Below are 22,728 nucleotides of genomic sequence, written 5' to 3'. Positions count from 1 at the left end.
CTCAGCTCTTCGCGGTGCCGCGGCGGAACAGGTTGCGGATGTTGTCGTAGAGCTCGATCTTCACCCCCTGCCGCTTCATGATCACCGACTGCTGCAGCACCGAGAGGGTGTTGTTCCAGGCCCAGTAGATGACGAGGCCGGCCGGGAACGAGGCGAGCATGAAGGTGAAGATCACCGGCATCCAGTTGAAGATCATCGCCTGGGTCGGGTCCGGCGGCGTCGGGTTGAGCTTCATCTGGAAGAACATCGTGATGCCCATGATCAGCGGCCAGATGCCGAGCATCAGGAACGGCCCGAGCACCGGCACCACCGACGGATCCCACGGGATCAGCCCGAACAGGTTGAAGATCGTGGTCGGATCGGGCGCGGAGAGATCCTGGATCCAGCCGAAGAACGGCGCGTGCCGCATTTCGATGGTGACGAACAGCACCTTGTAGAGCGCGAAGAACACCGGGATCTGCACCAGGATCGGAAGACAGCCGGCGAGCGGATTGATCTTCTCGGTCTTGTAGAGCTCCATCAGCGCCTGCTGCTGCTTCACCCGGTCGTCCTTGTGCCGCTCCTTGATCTCCGCCATCTGCGGCTGGACCTTCTTCATCTTGCTCATCGACACATAAGACTTGTTCGCGAGCGGATAGAAGATGCCCTTGATCAGCACGGTGACGAGCAGGATGGCGACGCCGAAGTTGCCGACGAGGTTGAACAGCATGTCGATGAGATAGAACATCGGCTTGGTCAGGAAGTAGAACCAGCCCCAGTCGATCAGGAGATCGAATTGCGGGATGGCGTAGCTCGAAGCGTAGGCGTCGAGCAGGCCGACTTCCTTGGCGCCGGCAAACAGCCGCGTCGTCGTCGTCGCCGAACTGCCGGCCGCGACCGTCAGCGAGTCGCCGAGATAGTCCGCCTGGTAGGTGTCGGTGTTGGCGACACGGCTGTGCAGGAAGCGGGGCTGGAAGCCGCGGGCGGCGTCGGGCACCAGCGCGCTCGCCCAGTACTTGTCGGTGATGCCGAGCCAGCCGGTCGCGGTCGCGCCCGGCTTCACCTCGCCGTCGTCCTTCAGGTCGTTGTAGTGCACTTCCGACAGCTTGCCGTCGCCGAGCACGCCGACGAGGCCCTCGTGCAGGATGTAGTTGCCGCTGTTCGGCGGCTGCGAGTGGCGCTGCACGAAGCCGTAGGGGTAGAGCACCGTGTCGCCGGCGCCGGTGTTCTCGATCGTGTCCTCGATCGTGAACATGTAGTCGGCGTCGACCGAGATCGTGCGGCGGAACACGAGGCCCTGCGCGTTGTCCCAGGTGAGCGTGACCGGCGTTTCCGTCGTCAGCGTCGCCCCCTCGGGCGCGCTCCACACCGTGTTGGCCGTCGGCATCGGCGTCGCGGCGCCGGCGGGAACCGTGTAGCCGACCTCGGCGAAATAGGCGTCCTTCGCGCCTTCCGGGCTCAGCAGCGTGACGCTCTCGGAGGCGGGGTCGACAGTGACGCGGTAGCGGTTGAGGGCGACGTCGTCGATGCGCGCGCCGCGCAGGTTAAGCGTGCCGGTGAGCCCTTCCGAACGGATCGGGATGCGCGGCGAGGCGGCGAGAGCGTCGCTGCGCGACAGGCTCTCCGGGGCGGCGATGCTGCCGGCCGGCGCGGTGCCGGGGGCGGTGCCGGGCGCCTGGGCCGCCGCGCCGGGCTGACCGGGGGCGGCTCCGGCCGCCGGCGGCGTCTGCTGCTGGGCCTGCTGCTGCTGCAGCGCCGCCTGCTGCGCGATGCGCTGTTGTTCGAGCTGCGGCCCGGCGATGAAGAACTGCCAGCCGAGCATGACGGCGAGCGACAGCACGATCGCGAGGATGAAATTGCGGTTGTCAGCCATCGTTCGGTCTCTCGGAGGTCGCTGGCCCGGTGGGGCTCGGCGGTATGGCCGCCCCCGGGCGGTCTCCCGGGGCGGTCTCGTGGTCGGCGGCGCCGGTCTGCGGCGCCGTGGTCGCGCGGGCGGGCCGGTGGGCCTTGCGTGCCGCCCGCAGGGCGCCGAGGAGATCGGCGGTCAGTTCGGCAAAGCCGAGCGACAAGGCGCCCTGGCGCCCGACGAGCACGTAGTCGATGCCCGGCTCCGCGACCTCGGCCCCCGCCAGCCGCACCGCCTCGCGCAGGCGGCGGCGGATGCGGTTGCGCTCGACCGCATTGCCGATCTTCTTCGTCACGGTGTAGCCGAAGCGGGGCGCCGTATCGGCGGTGCCCGGCCCGGCCGGATCGTCCCGCCGGATCGATTGCAGCAAAAAGCCGCGCCGGGGCGTTCGCGCGCCCCGGGCGACTTTCAGGAACTCTGCCCGTTTCTTCAGCCGGCTCATCGCAACGCGCGGCTTTCGGCCGAAAGCCGCCGCATCGCCGATCAGGCCGAGAGGCGCTTGCGGCCGAGCGCGCGGCGGGCCGCGATCACCTTGCGGCCGCCGACGGTGGCCATGCGGGCGCGAAAGCCGTGGCGGCGCTTGCGCACGAGCTTGGAGGGCTGGTAGGTCCGCTTCATGGATCGATCCCGCCGCCAGGCGGTCCTTCGTCTCTGGGGGCGCCCATGCCGGCTCGTCGCCGTCCGGTCGCCCGATGTGTCTGTCGCTGTTCCGGACGTTGTGGCCGACGCACGATCCGCGCAGAAATGCGGAGCGGACCGGCGGCCTGTCCCGGTCGAGCCCGGCTTATACGCGAAGCCCCCCGGCCGGGTCAACGCGCGCCGGGCGCCGCAATGCGAAATTCCGCCGATGCCCGCGCCCCGGATCCTTGCCGCATCACTTCGCGGTGAGTCGCCTGCGATCGGCTTGCGGGCGCTCCGGATCGATGCGACCGATGGGCGAAGGCCCGCCTGCCGCCGCCCGTTCCCGGCGTGGCAGGACAATGAGGCCGCGTCCGGCCGCTGCGGCGGCCGCATCGGACCGAGCTTGGAGATCATGCGGATGTCGCCGCCTGCTGGCGCGAACCAGGGCCCGACCGTGTCTCCGCCGCCCGCGGCGGGGCAGGGCGAGGCCTGTGCGGGACCGGTGCTCGCCGGGACCGACTGCGCCGCGCCGCCGTGTGCCGCGCCGCGCTCGCGCCGGGGCCTGCTGCTCTGGCTCGGCGGTCTCGCGCTGATCGCCGTCGCCGTCTACGCGCTCGGCTGGCACCGCTACCTCACCCTCGACGCGCTGATCGAGCACCGCGAACGGCTCGCGGGCCTCGTGCGCGACAACTATCTCGCCAGCCTGCTCGGGTTCACGGCGATCTATGCCGTCATCACGGCCGTCTCCGTGCCGGGCCTCGCCGTGCTCACCATCGCCGGCGGCTTCCTGTTCGGCTGGCTCGTCGCCGGCCTCGTCGTGGTCAGCGCGGCGACGCTCGGCGCCACCGCCCTGTTCCTCGTCGCGCGCACCTCGCTCGGCCGCCCCTTGCGCGAGCGTGCCGGCCCGCTGCTGACCAAGATCGCCGCGGGCTTTCGCGAGGATGCGGTCTCGTTCCTGCTGTTCCTGCGCCTCGTGCCGCTGTTTCCGTTCTGGGTGGTCAATCTCGCGCCGGCGCTCGCCGGCGTGCCGCTCGGCGTCTTCGTCTGGACCACCTTCTTCGGCATCCTGCCCGGCACCTTCGCCTTCACCGTCGTCGGCGAGGGCCTCGATTCCGTGGTCGCCGCCCAGGCGGCGGTGCGGGCCGACTGCGCGCCGGGGGCCGACTGTCCGACCGGCATCAAGCTCTCGGCCCTGCTGACCCCGCATCTCTTCGCCGCCTTCGCGGCGCTCGGGCTGCTCGCGCTGGTGCCGGTCGCGGTGAAAGCCTGGCGCCGCCGCTCCAGGCGCGGCGCGGCCTGCGCCGCGCGTGACAACGAAGCCGCGGGGAGGGGCAAGGCATGAGCCGGGTGATCACGCCGGACATCTGCGTCATCGGCGCCGGCTCGGCCGGCCTTTCGGTCGCCGCGGCGGCGCGCGCGTTCGGCGTCGAGGTCGCGATCTGCGAGGAGGCCGCCATGGGCGGCGACTGCCTCAACAGCGGCTGTATCCCGTCGAAGTCGCTGATCGCCGCCGCCCGCCACGCCCACGCCATCCGCACCGCCGCCGCCTTCGGCGTCCATCCGGGTCCGGCCGGTGCACCGGAAGGCGCCGGCGACCCGGTCGCGACTAACATGGAGGCCGTGCGCGCGCACATCCGCGCCGTCATCGCCGGCATCGCGCCGCATGATTCGCAGGCCCGCTTTGAGGGGCTCGGCGCTACCGTGATCCGCGCCCGTGCCCGCTTCACCGATCCGCGCACGGTGGTCGCCGGCGACACCACGATCCGCGCCCGCCGCTTCGTCGTCGCCACCGGCTCGCGCCCGGCGCTGCCGAAGGTGCCGGGCCTCACCACCGTCCCGCATCTCACCAACGAGAGCGTCTTCGACCTCGGCGATCTGCCCGAGCACCTCGTGATACTCGGTGGCGGGCCGATCGGGCTCGAACTCGCCCAGGCCTATCGCCGGCTCGGCGCCGCGGTGACGGTGGTCGAGGCCGCCCGCGCCCTCGGCCGCGACGATCCGGAACTCGCCGCCGTCGTCGTCGCCCGCCTGCGCGCCGAGGGCGTCGCCGTGCTCGAGCAGACGCGCGCGGCCGGCGTCGTCGCAGATAGCGCCGGCGGCGTCCGCGTCGAGACGCTGGCCGCCGACGGCACGCGCCGCACGATCGCCGGCTCCCACCTCCTCGTCGCCGCCGGCCGCCGGCCGAACGTCGAGGATCTCGGCCTCGAGGCGGGGGAGATCGGCTTCGGTCCGCGCGGCATCCGCGTCGACGCCGGCCTGCGCACCGGCAACCGCCGCGTCTACGCCATCGGCGACGTCGCCGGCTCGTTCCAGTTCACCCACTGGGCCGGCTATCACGCCGGGCTCGCCGTCCGCTCGATCCTGTTCCGCCTGCCGGTCGCCGAGCGGCGCGACATTCTGCCCTGGGTGACCTTCACCGACCCCGAGATCGGCCAGGTCGGCCTCTCGGCCAACGCGGCGCGTGCGGCCGGCCATAGTGTCACCGTTCTTTCCGCCCCATATGCTGGCAACGACCGCGCGGCGACGGCGCGCGAGGCCGAAGGAATGCTCAAGCTGGTGGTCGGCCGCGGCGGCCGCATTCTCGGTGCGGCGGCGGCGGGGCCGGAGGCGGGCGAGACGCTGGCGATGCTGGCGCTCGCCGTCGGCCAGCAGATGACGGTGAAGGCGTTTGCCGACACCGTGTTTCCCTATCCGACCCATGCCGAGATCGCGCGGCGGGCGGCTTTGACATATTATGGCAAGAGCCTGGCCAACCCCTGGCTCGGCCGTCTGCTGCGCCTGCTGCGCGCCTTCGGCTGACGGGTTCGGGACGGTGCCGGTATAACGGGCGGAGACGGCGACGGGCATGAGCGAGCAACTGGCGGCCACGGACAGCAGCGCCGCGGCAGGGGCGACGGAGGCAGCGGAAGCGAAGCCGGAGACGCCGGCGGCGGAGCCCGGCGTGCCGACGGTGCGCTTCGGCCTCTCGGCGCGCCTGCTGCTGCTCACCGTGCTGTTCGTGATGATCAGCGAGGTGCTGATCTACGTCCCCTCGATCGCCAACTTCCAGCGCACCATCCTCGAATCGCGGCTGCGCAACGGCATGATCGCCAGCCATTCCCTGCTGCTCGTTCCCGCCGAGGAGAAGCTGCCGCAGGAGTTGCAGCAGGCGCTGCTCGGCGAGATCGGCGCCTATGCCATCGCGGTGAAGGAGGACGGCATCAAGCGGCTGCTTGCGATCGTCGACGAGCCGCCGACGGTCGGCCGCTCCATCGTCGTCGACGAGCTCGGGCCGCTGGACTCGATCGCCGCCGCCTTCGACACCCTCGTCTACGGCGGCAGCCGCACGCTGCACATCAGCGGCGCCTTCGACGACGGCACCGGCCGCCGGCTCGACATGCTCTATCCGGAAGCGCCGCTGCGCGACCGCATGCTCGCCTTCTCGGCCAACATCCTGCTGTTGTCGCTGGCGATCTCCGGCCTCACCGCCGGCCTCGTCTACCTCAGCCTGCAGCGGCTGCTGGTGCGCCCGATGCAGCGCATCGGCCGTGCCGTTCGCCGCTTCACCGAGGATCCGGAGAACCCGGCCAACATCATCGCGCCCTCCGCCCGCACCGACGAGATCGGCGCGGCGGAATGGGGCCTGCGCGAGATGCAGTCGCACCTGCAGGAGACGCTGAAGCAGCAGCGCCGCCTCGCCGACCTCGGTCTCGCCGTCTCGAAGATCAACCACGACCTGCGCAACATGCTGGCCTCGGCCCAGCTCGTTTCCGACCGCCTCGCCTCGGTGCCGGACCCGACGGTGCAGCGCTTCGCGCCGAAGCTGCTCGCCGCCCTCGACCGGGCGATCAACTACTGCCAGAGCGTTCTCGCCTACGGCCGCGCCCAGGAGCAGCCGCCGGTGCGCCGCCTCGTCGCGCTGCGCCGCCTCGTCGCCGACGTCGGCGAGACCACCGGCGTCTCCGCCCACGGCACCGTCGAATGGGTCAACGGCGTGCCGGACGGGCTTGAGGTCGACGCCGATCCCGACCAGCTCTTCCGCGTGCTCGTCAACCTCGTGCGCAACGCGGCGCAGGCGCTGGAGGCGACCGGCGACGATTCGCTGGTGCGCCGGCTCGAGGTGTCGGCCGAGCGTGCCGGCGCGGTTGCCCGCATCCGCGTCACCGACACCGGCCCGGGCCTGCCCGAGAAGGCGCGCGAGAGCCTGTTCAAGCCGTTCCAGAGCTCGATGCGCCGCGGCGGCACCGGCCTCGGCCTCGCGATCTCGGCGGAACTGGTGCGCGCCCACGGCGGCTCGATCGTGCTGCTCGAGAAGGCGCCCGGCGCCACCTTCGAGATCGAGATCCCCGACCGCCCGCTCCCCTTCACCGGCGCCGTCCGCTCCCGCGCGGTGTGAGCCCGGGGGGTGACCCGGCACCGCCCGCGGCCGGCCTCGACGCCCTGCCACCGGATCAGCCCCGCGGCGGGCGCTTGCAAACGCCGCCGCGGGCGCCGAGGCCGTGGACAGTCCCCCCTCCCCGGCCCTCCCCCTCGAGGGGGGAGGGGTTGTGTGGTAAGGCCCGTCGGATGTCGTCCCCTCCCCCCTCGAGGGGGAGGGACAGGGAGGGGGGGACGTGCCGCCGGGCGCCGCGTCGCCGGAATCAACCGCAGCCACCCCGCCGTCCCGCCGCCACCCCGCACGCGCGCGCAGGGGGCGTGCACAGTCCCCCTCCGGCTGGCGGGATCACGACACCCCCGACCAGCCCGAACCCCCTCGCCAAAACCCGCGATCGGCAATTTCACATTTTCGCCGCTTGCAATCCCCGCCGCGACCCACTAAACGTCCAATCCCGTTCGGGAACACCCCGAACGCACGCCGGACCGGCAGCCAAAACTGTCCGCGTCCCGGCCGGCAGGCGCCCGTAGCTCAGCTGGATAGAGCACCAGACTACGAATCTGGGGGTCAGGAGTTCGAATCTCTTCGGGCGCGCCACTTTCTTTTTTCTCTCTGATCCGACATCTCTGAACGGTCTGTCCGAACGCTGGTTCGACGGCCGATTTTCTCGTTCTGCAGCCGGCCGCTCGCCGAGATCCGGACGGCCTTGCCGCCTGAGCTGGCTTTTCGATCCAATGCGGCAGGGCAGCGGGAGTACTCCGGGATCTCGCAGCGGCGAGCGACCGGGAACGGGCAGGCGCAGAGCGGGAGGGCGTGGCATGCATGCGAAGGCGGTCGGCAGGGCATCGGCGACCATGCTCATTCTGGCTGCGATGTCGGCAGCGCAGGTGACGAACTCAAGAGCTGCCGCCGAGTGCACGAATACGCAATTCACGCCCGACAAACGCACTGTCGCAGGCCCTCTGGCGGAAGGCCTCGAGTACAGGACGTATTGCGATTTCGGTGAATGCTATTTCACGATCATCGCCGACAGTGAAAAATTCACGTTTCGATACGAATCGAATATAGAATACTGCCTCGTCAGGGACGAAATTGATCCTGTGAAGTATAAATTTCCGGTCCCGGGCTGCGAACGATTCAACCGCGGTCTGAGCATATACATCACCCCGCCCGAGACGTCGGCGCCGGACCATATCTCCATCATCTACGCAGCTGACCGATCGGAGCGCGGTGCCAAGACGGAGGACTGCCTCGACGAGGGGTTCCCGCAGTATAACGACGAGTATTACCGGTACGAGAGGCTCCGGAACTACGAGCATTTCCAGCTCAGGATCGAGCAGATCGCGCGTTGAACACGCCGCCCCGGCCACCCCGTCCCAATGCCTCCCCAAAAAACCCCCACCCATCACTGCCGGACATGGGTCGCATCCGCCGATGCGATTTCCCGGCTCGGGCTGCATGGGGCTACCTCGTCGTCATCGCAACGCGGTTCGAAGGACCCCGAACAGATGACGCTCCGCTCCCTCCTCGCCAGCACGGCGCTGGCCCTCACCCTCGTCGGTGCGCCGGCCGTGCCCGTGTTCGCCGCGCCGCCGGTGGCCTATACGCAGCAGGCCGATGCCTATGCCATGCCGCTCGGCGACCTCGAGATCGTCGCGCTCTCCGACGGCACGGTGCCGCAGAATCTCTATGAGCTGCTGATCGGCACCCACGAGGCCGAGATCGACGGGCTGCTGCAGCACGCGTTCCTCGCCAACCCGGTCGAGGCGTCGATCAACGCCTTTCTCGTCCGCGGCGCCGGCCGCATCATCCTGGTCGACACCGGGTCGGGCGAACTGTTCGGCCCGGGCTATGGCGGCAAGCTCGTCGCCAGCCTCGCCGCCGCCGGGGTCGCGCCGGCCGACGTCACCGACGTCCTGATCACCCATGTCCACACCGACCACACCGGCGGCCTCGTCGCCGGCGGCAAGCCGGTGTTCGCGAACGCCGTCGTGCACGTCGGCGCGCCCGACATCAACTTCTTCCTCGACGCGGCTAACGCCGAGCGCACCGGCTATGCCAAGCAATATTTCGACGAGGCGGCGAAGACCGTCGGGGTCTATGCCGCGGCCGGCAAGGTGAAGAGCTTCGCCGACGGGGAAGAAATCCTGCCGGGCATCGTCGCGACGCTGCACCCCGGCCACACCCCCGGCAGCGCCTTCTTCACCGTGACGAGCGCGGGCCAGTCCATCGTCTTCGTCGGCGACATCGTGCACGTCGAGGCGGTGCAGTTCCCGAAGCCGGCGATCACCATTCTCTACGACGTCGATCCCGCCGCCGCCGCGGCGGCGCGGCAGCAGGCGTTCCCCGATCTCGCGGGCGCGCGCCAGCTCATCGCCGCCCCGCATCTGCGCTTCCCCGGCATCGGCCACGTCCGCGCCGAGGATGGCGGCGGCTTCACCTGGCACCCGGCGGAATACCGCAACCGCCCCGGCACCGCCGGCGAGTGACGCGCCTCAGGCGGGCAGGGCGCCGGGGTCACGCCCCTGCGCCCGCGCCGCCTGGAACACCTGGTCGCGCAGCCAGGCATGGGCGGGGTCGCCGCCCATGCGCGGGTGCCAGAACGCGTTGATCTGGAACCGCGCCAGCGCCACCGGCGGCTCGAACAGGTCGAGCGACGTGGTGAAGCGCGCGAGAAAGCGGCGCGGCAGCGTGCAGACGCAGTCGCTCGCCTGCAGCACCAGCGGCGCCAGCGCGTAGCTCTGGATCGACACCGAGACGCGCCGGGTGCGGCCGAGCGCCTCCAGCGCGTCGTCGATCATCCCGGCGAAGTTGCCGCCGCTGGTCGAGACGAGCAGATGGTCGAGGCGGCAGAATTCGTCGAGGTCGATCGGGGCGGCGCCGCGCGGATGGCCCTTGCGCTGGGCCGTCACGAAGGTCTCCTCGAGCAGCGTCCGCCCGATCAGGCCGCCCGCGACGTCCTCGGCGGCGCCGATGAAGAGGTCGGCGCTCCCCGCTTCGAGATCGGCGGCGATGCGCGCCTTGTCGGGCAGCACGAAGGCGAGCCGCACCCGCGGCGCCGCCGCCTTGATGGCGGGGATGAGGTCGGGGGCTAGTATGGCGGCCGGGTTGTCGGTGGCCGCGATCCGGAACGTGCGGTCGCTCGTCGCCGGATCGAACACCTGCGCGACGCTGGAGAAGCGCCTGAGCCGGTCCATCAGCCGGGCGAGTTCGGGCGCCAGCGCCTCGGCATGCGGCGTCGCCACCATGCCCCGGCCCGATGCGGCGGGGATCAGCAGCGGGTCGCCGAGCAACTGCCGGAGCCGCGTCAGCCGCCCCGACAGCGCCGGCTGGGTGATGCCCAGCCGGTTGGCGGCATGGGTGACGTTGAGGTCCTTCAGCAGCGCGTCGAGCGTCAGGAGCAGCGCCGTATCCATCTCCAGAATGGGGTCACGCATCCGGGGTCTCCATCGCAGCGGGCGACCCGGTTTAACCCGGCCGGGACGGTGACGTCCCGGCCGACGTGATCCGCATGCCGCGAAAGGCGCTCGCCGTCATACGGCGGCCGGCGCGGCGAGGCCGTCGGCGGGGATCCGGAACCAGGCGACATAGAGCGCCGGCAGCATCTCTACTTCCCGACCAAGGAGGAGCTGTTCTCCGCGATGATCGACCATATTTCGACGCCGCTGGAAAAGCTGTTGCAGGATTCGGGAGATTTGCAGGGATGCTGCGTCGAGCGGCTGCGGTCCCATATTCTTCTCGCCTACGAGCGCCTGTCCGACGACAGGCACACGCGCGAACTGATGCGGTTCGTCATCTCGGAAGGTGGCTGCTTTCCCCGGATGGTCGCCGCGCATAACGAAAAGCTGGTCGACCCGCTGCTCGCCCGCACCCAGGCGCTGCTCGACGAGGGCGTCGCCATCGGCGAGTTCCGCGGCACCCCGGCCGCCCTCGCGCCGGTGATCGTGGCGCCCGTCATCGCCATGATGATCGACACGATCATCCTCGGCCGCCACCGCCACCAGGACGTGCCGTCCTACATCGCGGCGCACCGCGACCTCGTGATGAACGGGATTGCCGTCACGCGCGACTGAGCGGCAAACGCCTCTTTCAATATGTCCATATGTCGATTAATGTCGACATATGGAAACCGACCAGGCCCTCGCCGCCTTCACCGCCCTGTCGCAGCCGACGCGCCTCGACGTGTTCCGGCTGCTCGTCGTGCACGAGCCCGGCGGGCTGCCGGCCGGCGACGTCGCGCGCCGGCTGGACGTGCCGCACAACACGCTCTCGACGCATCTCGCCATCCTGACCCGCGCCGGCCTGATCCTGGCCGAGCGCCACAGCCGCCAGATCATCTACCGCGCCCGGCTCGATGCCGCGCGCGACCTCGCGGCCTTCATCATGAAGGACTGCTGCGGCGGCCGGCCCGAGATCTGCGCCCCGCTGATCGCCGACCTGCAGCCGTGCTGCGCGGCCGACGCCGCCGCGATGCCCGAACCGCGCCGCGCCTGACCCTTCTCGCCCCGGGGATGCCGCCGCGCCCGCGCGGCCCGCTCCATGCGCCGATCCCCCAGAGTGCCGATCCATGAGGACCCCGCGATGACCGACGTCACGATCTACCACAACCCCGCCTGCGGCACCTCGCGCAACACCCTCGGCCTGATCCGCAACGCCGGCATCGAGCCGGTGGTGATCGAGTACCTGAAGACGCCGCCGAGCCGCGCCGAACTCGTGGATCTCATCGCCCGCATGGGCATCCCCGTCCGCGACCTGCTGCGCGAAAAGGGCACGCCCTATGCCGACCTCGGCCTCGGCGACCCGGCGCTCGGCGACGACGCGCTGCTCGACGCGATGATGGCGCACCCGATCCTGATCAACCGGCCGATCGTCGTCACGCCCCTCGGCGTCCGCCTGTGCCGCCCGTCCGAGGCGGTGCTCGACCTGCTGCCCGCCGGGCAGCGCGGCGAATTCCGCAAGGAAGACGGCGAGCTGCTGATCGACGCCGACGGCAACCGCGTCGCCTGACCCGACCCTCCCCGGAGCCTGCCCCCGATGTCCTCGCCCGCCCTCACCGCACCCCGGCCCGCTTCCCGGCTGTCCTTCCTCGACCGCTATCTCACCGTGTGGATCTTCGCGGCGATGGCGCTCGGCATCCTCCTTGGCACGGTGTTCACCGGCCTGCCGGCGGCGCTCGACAGCCTGTCGGTCGGCACGACCAACATCCCGATCGCCATCGGCCTGATCCTGATGATGTACCCGCCGCTCGCCAAGGTGCGCTACGAGGAGCTGCACCGCGTCTTCGCCGACAAGCGCGTGCTGGCGCTCTCGCTGGTTCAGAACTGGCTGATCGGCCCGGTGCTGATGTTCGGCCTCGCCGTCTTGTTCCTGCGCGACCACCCGGAATACATGACCGGCCTGATCCTGATCGGCCTCGCCCGCTGCATCGCCATGGTGCTGGTCTGGAACGAGCTCGCCAAGGGCGACAACCAGTATGTCGCCGGGCTGGTGGCGTTCAACTCGATCTTCCAGATCCTGTTCTTCTCCACCTACGCCTGGCTGTTCCTCGCCGTGCTGCCGCCGCTGTTCGGGCTGGAGGGCAGCGTCGTCGACGTCGGCTTCTGGACCATCACCGAGGCGGTGCTGATCTATCTCGGCATTCCCTTCCTCGCCGGCTTCCTCACCCGCCGCATCCTGATCGCGCGCAACGGGGCAGACTGGTACGCCGATGTGTTCCTGCCGCGGATCGGGCCGATCACGCTCGCCGCGCTGCTCTTCACCATCGTCGCGATGTTCAGCCTCAAGGGCGGCGACATGGTCCGCCTGCCGATGGACGCGGTGATGATCGCGGTGCCGCTGACGATCTACTTCATCGTCCAGTTCCTGATCAGCTTCGCCATGGGCCGGCTGATCGAGACCGACTACCCCCGCACCACCGCGATCGCCTTCACCGCCGCCGGCAACAACTTCGAACTCGCCATCGCGGTCGCCATCGCCGCCTTCGGCCTCGCCTCGCCGGTGGCGTTCGCCGCGGTGATCGGGCCGCTGGTCGAGGTGCCGGTGCTGCTGCTGCTGGTGCACGTCGCGCTCCGCCTCGGCAGCCGCTGGTTCCCCACGACGGCGCCGGCGCGCTAAAGATGAGGAACCGGGCCGGCCGGGCGGGCGCGAGACCGTCCGGCCAGCCCAGCCCGGGGCCGGGACCAGGGGTCGAGATTTCCATCCTTCAAGAATGATGGAACCATGCCTTGACCGGGACCAACTGCGGCGCCTAGTCTATTTCCATGAAGCTCGAACAAGCCGCCGGCCAGCTCGAAGCGCTCGGCAATCCGACCCGCCTGCAGATATATCGCACCCTGATCCGGGCGGGGAACGACGGGCTCGCCGTCGGCCGGCTGCAGGAGCGCATCGGCATCGCCGCCTCGACGCTGTCGCACCATCTGCATCGCCTCGTCGCCACCGGCCTCGTCACGCAGGAACGGCAGGCGACGACGCTGATCTGCCGCGCGCACTATCCGAGCATGAATACCCTGATCGGCTATCTCGCCGACGAATGCTGCGCCGACCAGACTTGTGGCGACACCGTCCAGTCCGTGGAGACGAAGGCGGGATGACCCTGCACGCGATGGTTCCGGCTGCCGCCGAAATTGCGGCCATGGCGCCCCGCCGCGGAGTGCCCGCGTGACCGACGACGTCTTCGGCGCTGCCCCCGCCCATCGCCCGCCCGGCGGGCGCAGCCGCTTCGTCACGTGCCTCGGCATCGGTCAGATCTGCTCGTGGGGCTCGCTCTACTACAGCTTCCCGCTGATCGCCGAGGCGATGGGAGACGAACTCGGCTGGTCGAAGAGCGCGCTCTACGGCGCGGCGACTCTCGGGCTCGGCCTCGCCGGCCTCGCCGCCTATCCGATCGGCGCCGCCATCGACCGCGGCCACGGTTGCTGGATCATGACCGGCGGCTCGGTGCTCGCAGGGCTACTGCTCGTGCTCTGGTCGCAGGTGACAAGCCTGCTGCTGTTCTACGTCGCGATCGCCGGCATCGGCGCGCTGCAGGCGGCGACGCTGTACGATCCCGCCTTCGCGGTGATCGCCCGCCGCGCCGGCCCGGCGCATGCGCGCGCCGGCATCACCGCGCTCACCCTCTGGGGCGGCTTTGCTTCCACGGTCTTCATTCCGCTGGTGCAGGCGCTGCTCGACACGGTCGGCTGGCGCGACGCGCTGCTCGTGCTGGCGGCGATCAACATCCTCGTCTGCGCCGGCTGCTATCTCGCCGTGATCGACCCCGCCGCCGATGCACCGCCGCACCGCGCCTCGGCCGCCGTGCCGCCGCTCAGCGGCCGGGCGGTGGTCGCCCGGGCGGCGCGGCAGCCGGTGTTCTGGGCGCTCGCGGTCGCCTTCACCGCCTACTCGGCGGCGTTTTCGGCCTTCACCTTCCATCTCTATCCGCTGCTGCTGGAAAAGGGCTTCGAGGCCGGCGCCGTCGTCGTCGCCATGACGCTGATCGGCCCGGCGCAGGTCGCCGGCCGCATCGCGATCTGGGTGTTCGCGGCCGGGGCCGCGGTGCGGCTGATCGGCTCGATCACCGTGGCGGTGTTCCCGCTCGCGCTCGTCGCGCTGCAGGTGCTGCCGCCGAGCTTCACGCTCATCGCCGTCGTCGCGCTGCTCTACGGCGGGGCGAACGGCATCATGACCATCGTGCGCGGCCTCGCCGTGCCCGAAATGCTGACGCGCGAGGCCTATGGCGCGGTGAACGGCGCGATGTCGGCGCCGAGCACGATCTCGCGCGCGCTCGCGCCGCTCGGCGCCGCGCTGATCTGGTCTGCGTCGGGCGCCTACGACGCGGTGCTCGTCGCCATCATCGCCCTGACCCTGCTGCTCGCCGCCGGCTTTTGGGCCGCCGCCCTCCTGTCGCGCCGCGCCGCGCTCGCCATCAACTGAGGATCCCGCGTTTCATGACGGATTTCGACGCCTTCACCGCCGCGCTCGACCCGGAGCACTTTGACCTGCCGGGCGCGGAGAAACTCGCGCCGCCCGTGCCGATGACGCATCCGCCGCGCATCCTCCTGCTCTACGGCTCGCTGCGCGAGCGCTCCTACAGCCGGCTGCTCGTCGAGGAATGCGGCCGCCTGCTCGGCGCCATGGGCGCGGAGACGCGGATCTTCGACCCGCGCGGCCTGCCGCTGCCCGACGCCGAGCCGGCGGATCATCCGAAGGTGCAGGAGCTTCGGGCGCTGTCGGAATGGTCGGAAGGGCAGGTCTGGTGCAGCCCGGAGCGGCACGGCACCATCACCGGCGTTTTCAAGAGCCAGATCGACTGGATCCCGCTCGAATACCGCGGCATCCGCCCGACCCAGGGGCGCACGCTGGCGGTGCTGCAGGTGTCGGGCGGCTCGCAGTCGTTCAACGCCGTCAACACACTGCGCGTGCTCGGTCGCTGGATGCGGATGATCACCATCCCCAACCAGTCTTCGGTGGCGAAAGCCTTCGAGGAGTTCGACGAGGCCGGCCGGATGAAGCCGTCCGCCTATTACGACCGGGTCGTCGACGTGATGGAGGAACTGATCAAGTTCACCCTGCTGACCCGGGATCGGCGCGACTATTTCACCAGCCGCTACAGCGAGCGCCGCGAGGCGGCGCACAAGGCGGCCGCCGCGGATCTTGCCGCCATCGCCATGGCGGGCACCGGGCAGTAGCGCGGCGCGCACCGTCCCGCCGCGCGGCGGGACGGCAGGGGCGTCAGAGTGCGCCGGTCAGGATGCCGACGCCCGCGAGCGCCGCAACGCCGCCGGTCGCCTGAACTGCTAGCGGCGCGTAGCGCGCGCCGATGCGGCCGATCCCGTAGCCGAGGCCGAGGCCGGCGATGTGGAGCAGCGCGGTGCCGGCCATGAAGCCGAGGCCGTAGGCGACGCCGCCGGCGCCCGCCGGCATTTCGGCGCCGTGCGCGTAGCCGTGGAAGATGGCGAAGAAGCCGACCAGCCCCATCGCGGTGGCGAGCGGCGCCGGCGCGCCGAGCGCCACCGTGACGCCGAGCACGACCACCGAGATCGCGATACCGAGTTCGAAGAAGGGCACCGTGAAGCCGGCGACCCCGAGGCCGCCGCCGAGCGCCATCACCGCCACGAACGTCGCCGGCACCAGCCACAGGGCGCGGCCGCCGAGCTGGAAGGCGAGCACGCCGACCATCACCATCGCCAGCACGTGGTCGAGCCCGCCGACCGGATGCGCGAGGCCATGCATGAACCCGCTGGTCTCGGCGGCGCCGGTGTGGGCGAACGCCGCGGTCGGCGCCGCCGCCAGCACCGCCGCGACCAGTCCCGTCATGGTCCGCTGCACATTCATGTCCTGTCCCCTTCGTGATGGCCCGTTTTGCGCATGAGAAGACGCGGCGCGGGCAAGAGCAAGCCGATATTTCACCATGCCAGGGCAGAAGTTGCCGCAATGATGGGCAGTCGTCCATGCCGCCCCGTCGCACTGCAGGGGCGCCGCGCCGATCAGTTCCGCAGCGGAATCTCGCCCGTGACGCGGACGATCTCGAAGTCCGAGATCAGGATGTCGACGCGCACGGTCCAGGCGCCGCCGAGCGGCAGGGTCACGTCCGCCGCGCGCCAGAGCGCATCGGCGCCCTTCGCGGCCCGGCGCCGGATCGGCTCGATGCCGGCGGCGGGCAGCGCGAACACGAACGTCACTTCCTTGGCGTCGAGCGGGCCGAAGTCGCCGGTCATCAGCCCCGCCGCGACGTCGACGCGGCCGGCGCGACCGGGCGTCAGGCTGAGGTCGACCATGGCACGCGCGGTGTGGATGTGAATCGCCGCCGGCGCCGCGTCGGCAATGGCGAGGGCGCGCGGCGGCGGCGTGAAGCGCCAGGTCGCGGCGACGCCGAGGATCGCGGCGGCGAGCAGGATCTCGGCGACGACGATGCGCCGGAGCCTGCGGGTTTCGGCGGTCCGGCCGGCGAGCGCCGGCCGCGTCAGCCGCCAGCGGTTCCAGCCGGCGAGGGCGAACAGCGGCGCGAGCAGCGCGAGCTTCACGAGGAAAACGCGGCCGTAGTCGGTCGCCGTCAATGCCGCGGGCGCCTCGACCTGCACCACGGCGAGCACGGTGCCGGCGCCGACGATCGCCGCGACGACGACGGGAATCACCGCGGAAAACCGGGCGAGCGCCGGCCGTGCCGTCGCCGGCCCCGCCCGCAGCGTGGCGGCGAGCGGCGGCAGCGCGCCGATCCAGACGAGGATGCCGGCGGCATGCACGACCACCATGCTGCGCATCAGCCAGCCGGGGCTGGCGGCGCTGGCGTGGCCGCTCGCGCCGAGGCTTCCGGCGGCGAGCAGCGCGGCGGTGGCGCCGAGGCCGAGGGCAAGCCGGCCGGCCCCCCGAATCAGGGCGACCGCGGCGAGCGCCAGCGCGGCGAGCGCGAGGACGACCGTGCGGCCGAAGCTGGTGCCGAGCCCGGCCGACCAGACGGCGGGTGAGGCCAGTGCGGCAAGGCCGGCGCCGAGCGTGTCGAGCCCCTGCAGGCCGGCCGAGAGAACGGTGCCGGCCGCCCCGAGCCCGAGCACGCCGAGCAGCGCCGCGCGGCCGGGCCCCGCGTCGCCGCCGAGCCAGAGCCGGCCGAACACCCCGCCGACCCCGACGAACAGCCCGACATAGAGCGCGACCCTTGCCGCCCAGAGCCCGGCGCGCGCCGCCGGATCGCCCGCGTCGGCAACGATCGGTGCCGCGGCGCTCGGCGCACCGATCGAAAAGACCAGCGCGCCGCCGACGGGATGGCCGTCTTCCGAGATCACGCGCCAGGACAGCACATGGGTACCGTCTGCGAGCCCGTCCGGGGCCGCGATCTCCAGCGTCCGGTCGCGCAAGCTGTAGCGATCCAGCGCCGTCGCGGCGCCGTCCGGGCCGATCAGCCGCAGCGCGATCGGCGACACCGGTTCGCTGAAGGTGAGCGCGAGGCGCGGCGGCGGCGCAGCGAGCACCGCGCCGTCGACCGGGTCGGTCCCGGTCAGCGCGGCATGCGCCGCCGCCTCGCCGCTGAGGCCGGCCCCGGCGAGCACGGCGAGGACGAGGACCCGTAGCATCATCGCGATGCGCCGCATGCTGTTCGCCATCCTCATCTTCGCCATCTCCCGCCGGGGCCTCGGCTTCCGTCCGCGTGCCGCTCAGTGACCGCCGGTCTTCTCGAGCAGCTTCACGCCGGGAGCCGGCAGTTCGAGATCGTCGGCCGACTGGCCTGCGGCCGGGACCTCGATCCAGCGCTCGGCGAGGCCCTCCGGGCACTCCTGCACCACCGCGAAGTGCAGCGTGTCGCCGGGCTTCAGATCGGTGGTGAGGAAGCCGCGCAGGACGAATTCGTCGTACTCGTCGTCACCGAGGTTGCCGCCGCTCCAGACCACCTCCTTGACGCCTTCGCTGGTCGGCGTGCCGTAGTAGTCGTAGGTCTTGCCGTAGTCGCCGCGCAGCTTCTCCAGCGTCCAGCCGGCCTTCGGCTGCGGCTTCACGGCGATGACGCCGTCGGGGATCTGCACCCGCACGACGTTGGTCGGCTTGCCCTCGCAGCCGTGCGGCACGCGGAAGGTCGCCTTGTAGGTCGAGCCGACGGGGGCCTCCTGGACCTCGAGCGAGACGTGGGCGGTGGCGCCGAGAGTGCCGGCGACGAGGGTGCCGGCGGCAACGAGCGCGGCGGTGAACAGGGTCTTCGACATGGGGTGTCCTCTCTAGGCCCGCGTCGGCGCCTCGGCGCACGGGATCCGCGAGCGATCGGAAATCAGAACGGCGAGGATGAAACGGATGCGGGGGCCGGCCCGCGGCCCGGCGCGCCGACGAACCGGACGGCGCGGCCACTCACGAAGGTGAGCGGCAGGCCGGCGGGGTCGAAAGCGGCGGGTGTGGCGCGATCAGCGCGGGCGCGGTGGGGCGCGCGGTCGTCCGGGATCGCGCTCGGGGCGGCGATCGGCGCGGCGTGCGGGGCGCCGCAGCGGACGAGCAGCGGGCTGCCGGCGCGGATGGCGGAGGCCGCTCCACGGCCGTTCGGGCGGCAGCACCGTGAGGTGCATCAGGCAGGCGAGGGTGCAGCATGCCGGCAGCGTGCCGTCGTGGTGGGGCTCCGGCGCGGTGCCGATGCCGGCGTCGCCGGTGAGGCAGAGGATGTGGTCGCCGGGGCCGAGCAGGTCGCCGGCGCGGGCCGGACCCGCGAGCCCGCCGAACAGCGCCTGGAACACGAGCACATACGCGGCGACCAGCGCCACGATCATGCTCCATCCCTCTCTGCGCAAGGTCAGCACGGCTCGGAATCTCCCCGCCACCCCTCTAGCAGCGCGACCTGCGCCTGCCAAGGCGGCACGGTGACAGGCCTGACGCGGCAGAGGATCGCCGGGCGGAGGACGCCGCGCAGGGCAGCTTCCTCACCCTCGTCGTCATCGCCCTCGTCGTCATCGCGGTCGCCGCCGCGCCGGACCATCCGCAGGGTCATTCCTGCTCACGAATGTCGAAGCGGACGACTTTTCCGCCCGCGAAGTGGAAGATGTGGCCGACCGTCTTGTCCCGGAGGCCCTTCTCCTCGACCGGGTTGCCCGCGAGATCGCGGATCGTCTGCTTGACCTCGACGACGAGGGCGCCGTCGGCACCTTGGTCGAAGTGCACGGGTTCGACATGCGGATCGACGAGCGACCACTGGCGCGTCCAATAGGCCCGGATGCCGTCATGGCCCTGAATATGGCCACCGTCCATGCCGTTCGCCCATTCGACATCGTCGGAGAGCTGCGCGAGAACCCCGTCGATGTCCCTGGCATTGAAGCGCTCATAGAGGAGCTTGAGCGTCTCGACGTTCTGGCTCATGGCATTTTCCTCTGCCCGGGCGACACTGGCGATCGAGGCGGCGGCGACGATGCCGGCCACCACGCGTGCGGAGAAGCGGTTCATTGCGTCTGGACCTCCGATGGTATATAGGTAACTATCTATCAAGATAGGCCCCTATGCAACAGCGAAAGACCAACCCCGACATCCTTTCGACGCCTGGACATCTCATCAGTCTGGCGGCGCGGGCGTTTGCCCGCCTGAGCGAGGCGCGCCTGAAGCCCCTCGGCTTCGGAATAGGCTACCTCCCGGTCCTCGTCGCCTTGGAGGAGGGCCGCGCCGAGACGCAGCGCGACCTGGCGCGCTTCGCCAGGATCGAGCAGCCGTCCATGGCTCAGATGTTGGTACGGATGGAGCGGGACGGCTTGATCCAACGCACGCCCGACCCGGCCGACGGGCGCAGCAGCCGGATTTCCCTGACCGACACGGCTCGGGCCCGTCTTCCCGAAGCCTGCGCCGAGCTTTTCCGAGGTAACGGCGAGGCGATGGCCGGCTTCTCCGATGAGGAAGCGGCCCAGTTCATCGCGTTGCTGGGTCGGCTGATCGAGAACCTCGAGCGTCTGACGAAGGAGTGAGCGACCGCGGGTCGCTGAGGCCGGACCCGGCGCGGTCTCCTCCGAGAAAACCGCCGGTCGCCGGACGGAGAAGATCCCGCCCGACGGCCGCGTTGCGAGGACGACCGGATCAGTAGTCGTCGTGCAGCTTCACCCAGCTCATCGTGCCGGTCTCGTTGCGGCCCTTCGGCACGATGTCGAGCCAGTTGAACGCGCCGATCAGGAGGTCGGCGCCGCGGCTGTAGGTCGAGTAGGTGTGGAAGACGTCGCCGGCGTCGTTCTTCGCGAAGACGCTGATGCCGAACATGTCCTCGCTGCGCTTGATCGGCGTGCCGTAGTTGTAGACGGCGCGGCCGGCGGCGATGTCCTCGGGCGTGAACGAGACGCCGAAGTCGAAGTTGAAGCTGTTCTTCTCGGACGACACCCACGGGAAGCGCCAGCCCATCCGCTGCTTCACCGCCTCAATCCGCGCGAGCGGGACCCGCGACACCGCGGCGAAGGCGAGGTCCGCCTGCTCGAAGTGCTGCCGCGCCGCGTCGATGTGGTCGGAGACGAAGGCGCAGCCGGGGCAGATGTGGTCCGAGCCCGGCGGCAGCATGAAATTGTAGATCGCGAGCTGGCTCCGCGCACCGAAGAGGTCGGCGAGCGTCACCGGGCCGTTGGGGCCGTCGAACACATAGGGCGTCTCGATGCGCACCCACGGCATCTGCCGGCGCTCGGCGCGCAGCGCGTCGAGCTGGTGGGTGAGGGCGCGTTCCTTGGCGAGCAGCGCGGTGCGCGCGCCGAGCCAGGCTTCACGGGAAACGATCTCGGGGGTCATGCTTCATCTCCTTCGGGGGTTGGGCCGGGGGACGCCGCCGGACGGCCGGCGGCGAGCTTCAGCCACGGCGGCAGGTGAAAGACGCTCATCAAGAGGTACATCGCCGTCATGCCGTCGATCGGCAGCAGGCCGGCCACGGGAGCGCAGAGCGCCGGTGGCCGGGCATGGGTGACCTCGACCAGCGCCATGACGGCGAAGGTCGGGGCGGCGGCCAGCGCGAGCCAGCCGGCGGTTCCGGCCGGCGGCAGCAGGTCCGGGGACCGGCGGTCCGTCGTGGGGGACGTTGTCATTTTCCGGCTCCCGACCGATTGTCGCCAGATCCGGCCGAGGCCGGATCATCCTGGGTTCGTCCGGCCGGGGCCGGCTCTCCGTGGCCGATATCTGCGGCCGAGGCGGTTTTACGGCGGGACGGGGACCGGGCGAGAGTGACAAGCGTGGCGGGATTTCGATGGATTCGCTGATCACGGGCGCGGCGCGGGCGCTGGCGGCGGGCGATCCGCTGGCGGCGCTGAAGCGCGTCGCCCTGCGCGGCGATCCCCCGGCGCTGGCGCTGCGCGGCATCGCGATGGCGCAGCTCGGCGACCTCGCCCGGGCGCGGCTGCTGCTGCGCAGCGCGGCGCGCGGCTTCGGGCCCGATGAAACAATGTCCCGGGCGCGCTGCGTGGTGGCGGAGGCGGAGATCGCCCTCGTCTCGCGCGATCTCGGCGGGCCGATCACGGTGCTCGCCGCGGCGAGGGCGACACTCGCCGCGCACGGCGACCGGGCCAACGCCGCCCACGCCGGCTATCTCGAGGCGCGGCGGCTGCTGCTGATCGGCCGGCTCGACGCCGCCGAGGCGATGCTCGGCGCGCTCGACACGGACGCGCTCCCCGTCGTGTCGCACAGCGGCTACTGGCTGGTGGCGGCCGGTATCGCCCTGCGGCGGATCCGGGCCGAGGCGGCGCGCGACGCCTTCGCAAGGGCACTGGCCGCGGCCCGGGCGACGGGCCTGCCGGCGCTGGTGGCGGAAGTGACCACGGCGGCCGAGGCGCTCGCGGCCCCGGCCGCGCGGCTGGTCTCGGGCAGCACCGAGCGACTGCTCGACCTTGCCGAGGTGGAGGCGCTGCTGGGTTCGCCGATGCTGGTGGTCGATGCCTGCCGCGGCGTCGTGCGCGCCGGGCCGGCACAGCTGCCCCTTGCCGGTCGCCCGGTGATCTTTGCGCTCGCCCGCGCGCTCGCCGCCGCCTGGCCCGGCGACGTCGCCCGTGAGGCGCTGATCGCCGGGGTGTTCCGCGGCCGGGAGAGCGACGAATCCCACCGTGCCCGGCTCCGCGTCGAGATCGGCCGGCTGCGCAAGGTGCTCGGGGGGCTTGCCGGGGTGACGGCGACGAAGCGGGGGTTCATGCTGGAGCCGGCCGGCGGCGCCGGTGTCGCGGTGTTGGCGCCGCCGGCCGAAGGCGCGCACGCCGACGTGCTGGCGCTGCTCGCCGATGGCGAGGCGTGGTCGAGTTCGGCGCTGGCGCTGGCGCTCGGCGTCAGTCCGCGCACCGTGCAGCGGGCGCTGGAGACGCTGTCGGAAGCGGGCCTCGCCGAGCGGTTCGGCCACGGCCGCGCCGTCCGCTGGACCACGCAGCGCGTGCCGGGTTTCCCGACAAGCTTGTTACTCCCGGCGCTGCCGAAGCCGGGCTAGGATCGC

25 protein-coding genes and 1 tRNA gene are annotated in these 22,728 nt (G+C 71.2%); 15 read left to right on the top strand and 11 right to left on the bottom strand.

Annotated features, from left to right (window positions below; all coding sequences use genetic code 11):
• Window position 1: 1 nt before the first annotated feature.
• From yidC to rpmH, 3 genes are read right to left on the bottom strand one after another with little or no spacing between them, the layout of a single operon-like run.
• A complete protein-coding gene (gene yidC, locus I5731_RS01085; RefSeq protein WP_197309499.1) occupies window positions 2-1,852 on the bottom strand; it encodes a membrane protein insertase YidC in 1,851 nt (616 codons plus the stop codon).
• Entirely contained in the window at window positions 1,845-2,327 is a 483-nt protein-coding gene (gene rnpA, locus I5731_RS01080; RefSeq protein ID WP_197309498.1) for a ribonuclease P protein component, read from the bottom strand. The genes yidC and rnpA overlap by 8 nt, the downstream gene beginning before the upstream one ends.
• A gap of 41 nt (window positions 2,328-2,368) precedes the next feature.
• The gene (gene rpmH / locus I5731_RS01075; protein WP_197309497.1) at window positions 2,369-2,503 is read right to left on the bottom strand and encodes a 50S ribosomal protein L34; all 135 of its coding nucleotides are present in this window, start codon (window positions 2,501-2,503) and stop codon (window positions 2,369-2,371) included.
• Between the two features lie 457 nt (window positions 2,504-2,960).
• Between rpmH and I5731_RS01070 the strand changes: the two genes are divergently transcribed.
• The 6 genes from I5731_RS01070 (at window position 2,961) to I5731_RS01045 (ending at window position 9,349) form a co-directional block, all read left to right on the top strand.
• The gene (locus I5731_RS01070; protein ID WP_328837873.1) at window positions 2,961-3,848 is read left to right on the top strand and encodes a TVP38/TMEM64 family protein; all 888 of its coding nucleotides are present in this window, start codon (window positions 2,961-2,963) and stop codon (window positions 3,846-3,848) included.
• Window positions 3,845-5,305, top strand: a complete 1,461-nt coding sequence (locus I5731_RS01065; RefSeq protein ID WP_197309495.1) for a dihydrolipoyl dehydrogenase family protein — start codon at window positions 3,845-3,847, stop codon at window positions 5,303-5,305. Before I5731_RS01070 ends, I5731_RS01065 begins: the two co-directional genes overlap by 4 nt.
• A 46-nt stretch (window positions 5,306-5,351) precedes the next feature.
• Complete coding sequence (locus I5731_RS01060; protein ID WP_197309494.1) at window positions 5,352-6,881, top strand: sensor histidine kinase; 1,530 nt, start codon at window positions 5,352-5,354, stop codon at window positions 6,879-6,881.
• Between the two features lie 499 nt (window positions 6,882-7,380).
• Window positions 7,381-7,457: transfer RNA gene (locus I5731_RS01055), tRNA-Arg, on the top strand.
• A 221-nt stretch (window positions 7,458-7,678) separates the two neighbouring features.
• Window positions 7,679-8,212 (top strand): hypothetical protein, encoded by a 534-nt coding sequence (locus I5731_RS01050; RefSeq protein WP_197309493.1) that lies wholly within the window; start codon window positions 7,679-7,681, stop codon window positions 8,210-8,212.
• Window positions 8,213-8,368: 156 nt separating this feature from the next.
• Window positions 8,369-9,349, top strand: coding sequence for an MBL fold metallo-hydrolase (locus I5731_RS01045; protein WP_197309492.1), 981 nt, complete (start codon window positions 8,369-8,371; stop codon window positions 9,347-9,349).
• 6 nt (window positions 9,350-9,355) lie between these two features.
• Here I5731_RS01045 and I5731_RS01040 read toward each other — a convergent pair whose 3' ends face one another.
• A complete protein-coding gene (locus I5731_RS01040) occupies window positions 9,356-10,297 on the bottom strand; it encodes a LysR family transcriptional regulator (protein ID WP_197309491.1) in 942 nt (313 codons plus the stop codon).
• A gap of 204 nt (window positions 10,298-10,501) precedes the next feature.
• On the opposite strand from I5731_RS01040, the gene I5731_RS01035 reads away from it, so the two are divergent.
• The 7 genes from I5731_RS01035 to arsH all read left to right on the top strand — a co-directional run bounded on the left by I5731_RS01035 (window position 10,502) and on the right by arsH (window position 15,526).
• Window positions 10,502-10,933, top strand: a complete 432-nt coding sequence (locus tag I5731_RS01035; protein WP_197309490.1) for a hypothetical protein — start codon at window positions 10,502-10,504, stop codon at window positions 10,931-10,933.
• 49 nt (window positions 10,934-10,982) lie between these two features.
• Entirely contained in the window at window positions 10,983-11,354 is a 372-nt protein-coding gene (locus I5731_RS01030) for an ArsR/SmtB family transcription factor (RefSeq protein ID WP_197309489.1), read from the top strand.
• An 87-nt stretch (window positions 11,355-11,441) separates the two neighbouring features.
• Window positions 11,442-11,867, top strand: a complete 426-nt coding sequence (gene arsC, locus I5731_RS01025; RefSeq protein ID WP_197309488.1) for an arsenate reductase (glutaredoxin) — start codon at window positions 11,442-11,444, stop codon at window positions 11,865-11,867.
• A 27-nt stretch (window positions 11,868-11,894) separates the two neighbouring features.
• Window positions 11,895-12,974, top strand: a complete 1,080-nt coding sequence (arsB, locus tag I5731_RS01020) for an ACR3 family arsenite efflux transporter (protein WP_197309487.1) — start codon at window positions 11,895-11,897, stop codon at window positions 12,972-12,974.
• A gap of 146 nt (window positions 12,975-13,120) precedes the next feature.
• Window positions 13,121-13,450 (top strand): ArsR/SmtB family transcription factor, encoded by a 330-nt coding sequence (locus I5731_RS01015; protein WP_197309486.1) that lies wholly within the window; start codon window positions 13,121-13,123, stop codon window positions 13,448-13,450.
• Window positions 13,451-13,517: 67 nt separating this feature from the next.
• Entirely contained in the window at window positions 13,518-14,771 is a 1,254-nt protein-coding gene (locus I5731_RS01010; protein WP_197309485.1) for an MFS transporter, read from the top strand.
• 14 nt (window positions 14,772-14,785) lie between these two features.
• Complete coding sequence (gene arsH / locus I5731_RS01005) at window positions 14,786-15,526, top strand: arsenical resistance protein ArsH (protein ID WP_197309484.1); 741 nt, start codon at window positions 14,786-14,788, stop codon at window positions 15,524-15,526.
• Between the two features lie 43 nt (window positions 15,527-15,569).
• Here arsH and I5731_RS01000 read toward each other — a convergent pair whose 3' ends face one another.
• The 5 genes from I5731_RS01000 to I5731_RS00980 form a co-directional block, all read right to left on the bottom strand.
• The gene (locus I5731_RS01000; protein ID WP_407941805.1) at window positions 15,570-16,172 is read right to left on the bottom strand and encodes a HupE/UreJ family protein; all 603 of its coding nucleotides are present in this window, start codon (window positions 16,170-16,172) and stop codon (window positions 15,570-15,572) included.
• Between the two features lie 152 nt (window positions 16,173-16,324).
• Window positions 16,325-17,941 (bottom strand): copper resistance CopC/CopD family protein, encoded by a 1,617-nt coding sequence (locus tag I5731_RS00995; protein ID WP_197309483.1) that lies wholly within the window; start codon window positions 17,939-17,941, stop codon window positions 16,325-16,327.
• A 45-nt stretch (window positions 17,942-17,986) separates the two neighbouring features.
• A complete protein-coding gene (locus tag I5731_RS00990) occupies window positions 17,987-18,529 on the bottom strand; it encodes a YcnI family copper-binding membrane protein (RefSeq protein ID WP_197309482.1) in 543 nt (180 codons plus the stop codon).
• A gap of 192 nt (window positions 18,530-18,721) precedes the next feature.
• Window positions 18,722-19,078, bottom strand: coding sequence for a hypothetical protein (locus I5731_RS00985; protein ID WP_197309481.1), 357 nt, complete (start codon window positions 19,076-19,078; stop codon window positions 18,722-18,724).
• Between the two features lie 214 nt (window positions 19,079-19,292).
• Window positions 19,293-19,661 (bottom strand): nuclear transport factor 2 family protein, encoded by a 369-nt coding sequence (locus I5731_RS00980; RefSeq protein ID WP_197309536.1) that lies wholly within the window; start codon window positions 19,659-19,661, stop codon window positions 19,293-19,295.
• Window positions 19,662-19,798: 137 nt separating this feature from the next.
• On the opposite strand from I5731_RS00980, the gene I5731_RS00975 reads away from it, so the two are divergent.
• Complete coding sequence (locus tag I5731_RS00975) at window positions 19,799-20,254, top strand: MarR family winged helix-turn-helix transcriptional regulator (protein WP_197309480.1); 456 nt, start codon at window positions 19,799-19,801, stop codon at window positions 20,252-20,254.
• A 109-nt stretch (window positions 20,255-20,363) separates the two neighbouring features.
• Here I5731_RS00975 and I5731_RS00970 read toward each other — a convergent pair whose 3' ends face one another.
• Window positions 20,364-21,053, bottom strand: a complete 690-nt coding sequence (locus tag I5731_RS00970; protein WP_197309479.1) for a DUF899 domain-containing protein — start codon at window positions 21,051-21,053, stop codon at window positions 20,364-20,366.
• A complete protein-coding gene (locus I5731_RS00965) occupies window positions 21,050-21,343 on the bottom strand; it encodes a hypothetical protein (protein WP_197309478.1) in 294 nt (97 codons plus the stop codon). The genes I5731_RS00970 and I5731_RS00965 overlap by 4 nt, the downstream gene beginning before the upstream one ends.
• 158 nt (window positions 21,344-21,501) lie before the next feature.
• On the opposite strand from I5731_RS00965, the gene I5731_RS00960 reads away from it, so the two are divergent.
• Window positions 21,502-22,722, top strand: coding sequence for a winged helix-turn-helix domain-containing protein (locus I5731_RS00960; protein WP_197309477.1), 1,221 nt, complete (start codon window positions 21,502-21,504; stop codon window positions 22,720-22,722).
• The last annotated feature ends 6 nt before the right edge of the window (window positions 22,723-22,728 follow it).

Source organism: Methylobrevis albus, from assembly GCF_015904235.1.
In the GTDB taxonomy this organism is placed as follows: domain Bacteria; phylum Pseudomonadota; class Alphaproteobacteria; order Rhizobiales; family Pleomorphomonadaceae; genus Methylobrevis_A; species Methylobrevis_A albus.
This window is presented reverse-complemented; position numbering and strand designations above follow the sequence as displayed.

Bases quoted from the DNA above. Each gene is read 5' to 3' on its own strand.
- I5731_RS00965 (WP_197309478.1), bottom strand. From the start codon at position 21,343: ATGACAACGTCCCCCACGACGGACCGCCGGTCCCCGGACCTGCTGCCG.
- I5731_RS01030 (WP_197309489.1), top strand. From the start codon at position 10,983: ATGGAAACCGACCAGGCCCTCGCCGCCTTCACCGCCCTGTCGCAGCCG.
- rnpA (WP_197309498.1), bottom strand. From the start codon at position 2,327: ATGAGCCGGCTGAAGAAACGGGCAGAGTTCCTGAAAGTCGCCCGGGGC.
- I5731_RS01040 (WP_197309491.1), bottom strand. From the start codon at position 10,297: ATGCGTGACCCCATTCTGGAGATGGATACGGCGCTGCTCCTGACGCTC.
- I5731_RS00975 (WP_197309480.1), top strand. From the start codon at position 19,799: ATGCAACAGCGAAAGACCAACCCCGACATCCTTTCGACGCCTGGACAT.
- I5731_RS01015 (WP_197309486.1), top strand. From the start codon at position 13,121: ATGAAGCTCGAACAAGCCGCCGGCCAGCTCGAAGCGCTCGGCAATCCG.
- I5731_RS01060 (WP_197309494.1), top strand. From the start codon at position 5,352: ATGAGCGAGCAACTGGCGGCCACGGACAGCAGCGCCGCGGCAGGGGCG.
- I5731_RS01050 (WP_197309493.1), top strand. From the start codon at position 7,679: ATGCATGCGAAGGCGGTCGGCAGGGCATCGGCGACCATGCTCATTCTG.
- I5731_RS00960 (WP_197309477.1), top strand. From the start codon at position 21,502: ATGGATTCGCTGATCACGGGCGCGGCGCGGGCGCTGGCGGCGGGCGAT.
- arsH (WP_197309484.1), top strand. From the start codon at position 14,786: ATGACGGATTTCGACGCCTTCACCGCCGCGCTCGACCCGGAGCACTTT.
- I5731_RS01035 (WP_197309490.1), top strand. From the start codon at position 10,502: ATGATCGACCATATTTCGACGCCGCTGGAAAAGCTGTTGCAGGATTCG.
- I5731_RS00985 (WP_197309481.1), bottom strand. From the start codon at position 19,078: ATGATCGTGGCGCTGGTCGCCGCGTATGTGCTCGTGTTCCAGGCGCTG.
- I5731_RS00990 (WP_197309482.1), bottom strand. From the start codon at position 18,529: ATGTCGAAGACCCTGTTCACCGCCGCGCTCGTTGCCGCCGGCACCCTC.
- I5731_RS01000 (WP_407941805.1), bottom strand. From the start codon at position 16,172: ATGAATGTGCAGCGGACCATGACGGGACTGGTCGCGGCGGTGCTGGCG.
- rpmH (WP_197309497.1), bottom strand. From the start codon at position 2,503: ATGAAGCGGACCTACCAGCCCTCCAAGCTCGTGCGCAAGCGCCGCCAC.
- I5731_RS00970 (WP_197309479.1), bottom strand. From the start codon at position 21,053: ATGACCCCCGAGATCGTTTCCCGTGAAGCCTGGCTCGGCGCGCGCACC.
- arsC (WP_197309488.1), top strand. From the start codon at position 11,442: ATGACCGACGTCACGATCTACCACAACCCCGCCTGCGGCACCTCGCGC.
- I5731_RS01045 (WP_197309492.1), top strand. From the start codon at position 8,369: ATGACGCTCCGCTCCCTCCTCGCCAGCACGGCGCTGGCCCTCACCCTC.
- yidC (WP_197309499.1), bottom strand. From the start codon at position 1,852: ATGGCTGACAACCGCAATTTCATCCTCGCGATCGTGCTGTCGCTCGCC.
- I5731_RS00995 (WP_197309483.1), bottom strand. From the start codon at position 17,941: ATGAGGATGGCGAACAGCATGCGGCGCATCGCGATGATGCTACGGGTC.
- I5731_RS01065 (WP_197309495.1), top strand. From the start codon at position 3,845: ATGAGCCGGGTGATCACGCCGGACATCTGCGTCATCGGCGCCGGCTCG.
- I5731_RS00980 (WP_197309536.1), bottom strand. From the start codon at position 19,661: ATGAGCCAGAACGTCGAGACGCTCAAGCTCCTCTATGAGCGCTTCAAT.
- arsB (WP_197309487.1), top strand. From the start codon at position 11,895: ATGTCCTCGCCCGCCCTCACCGCACCCCGGCCCGCTTCCCGGCTGTCC.